This is a genomic window from Pseudomonas sp. H1h (assembly GCF_000633255.1).
Classification (GTDB): Bacteria; Pseudomonadota; Gammaproteobacteria; order Pseudomonadales; family Pseudomonadaceae; genus Aquipseudomonas.
The window spans coordinates 1-1,277 of the sequence record NZ_AYMJ01000044.1 but is presented as its reverse complement, the minus strand read 5'-3'; the positions used below and the strand labels follow the sequence as shown (position 1 = coordinate 1,277).

At 62.8% G+C, this 1,277-nt stretch carries 1 protein-coding gene; it reads left to right on the top strand.

All coding sequences use genetic code 11. The features are described from left to right. The coding region (locus U862_RS0128610; RefSeq protein ID WP_029977906.1) for an immunoglobulin-like domain-containing protein at positions 1-1,277 on the top strand (1,277 nt) is incomplete at both ends.

The window sequence follows — 1,277 nt, the reverse complement described above, 5'->3', positions numbered from 1 at the left end:
AACGATGCGTTGAACGGTCATGAGCCGCTGAGCAACTCGATCACCAACGTCAGCGGCGGCAACTACGAAAACCTCGTCGCCGACAAGACCCCGGTCAGCACCACCGTAACCGACACCGTCGACACCACCAACCTGTCGCTGAGCGCGACCCCGACGGTGAACGAAGGCGGCCAGATCACTTACACCGCTACCCTGACCAACGCGGCCGGCACCCCGGTGACCGTGACGTTGAGCAATGGCGCAGTGATCACCATCGAGGCCGGCAAGACCACCGGCACCGTGACCGTCGATGCACCGAAGGATGACGTCTACAAGGACGCCGGCACCGTTGAGGCGACCATCAAGGGCGCGACCGGTGGCGACTTCGAAAACCTGGTGCCGAACACGACACCGGCCGTGACCACCGTCAACGACACCATCGACACCTCCACTGTGTCGCTGACTGCCACCGCCAACGTCGCCGAAGGCGAGACCGTGGTCTACACCGCGACCGTGACCGCGCCGGTAACCGGCGCGCCAGTCGTGGTTACCCTGTCCAACGGACAGACCATCACCATCGCCGTCGGAGAAACCACCGGCAGCGTGAATTTCGTTGCACCGAACAGCCCGCTGGCGGGCGGCAGCTCGCTGAGCGTGACCATCGACAAGGCCACTGGCGGCAACTATGAAAACCTGGTGACCGACAGCAAACCGGCGAACACCTCGGTTTCTGACACCGTCGACACCACCAACCTGAACCTGACCGCCAGCGACTCGGTGGCTGAAGGTGGTTCGATTGTCTACACCGCGACCCTGACCAACCCAGCTGGCACGCCAGTGACCGTGACTCTGTCCAACGGCGCGGTGATCACCATCGAGGCCGGTAAAACCACCGGCACCGTGACTGTCCCGGCGCCTGCCGATGACGTGTACAAAGACGCCGGTAAAGTCGAAGCAACCATTTCGACTGCCACCGGTGGCAACTTCGAAAACCTGGTGCCAAGCACCACGCCGGCCGTGACCAACGTCACCGACACCATCGACACCACCACGGTCAAACTGACCGCGACCGAGTCCGCCGCTGAAGGTGGCACCGTCACTTACACAGCGACCGTCGGTGCACCGGTAACCGGTTCGCCAGTCACCGTGACCCTTGCCAACGGTCAGAACATCACCATCGAAGTGGGCAAGACCACGGGCACCGTGACCACCACCGCACCGAACGATGCGTTGAACGGCCATGAGCCGCTGAGCAACTCGATCACCGGCGTGAGCGGTGGCAATTACGAGAATCTGGT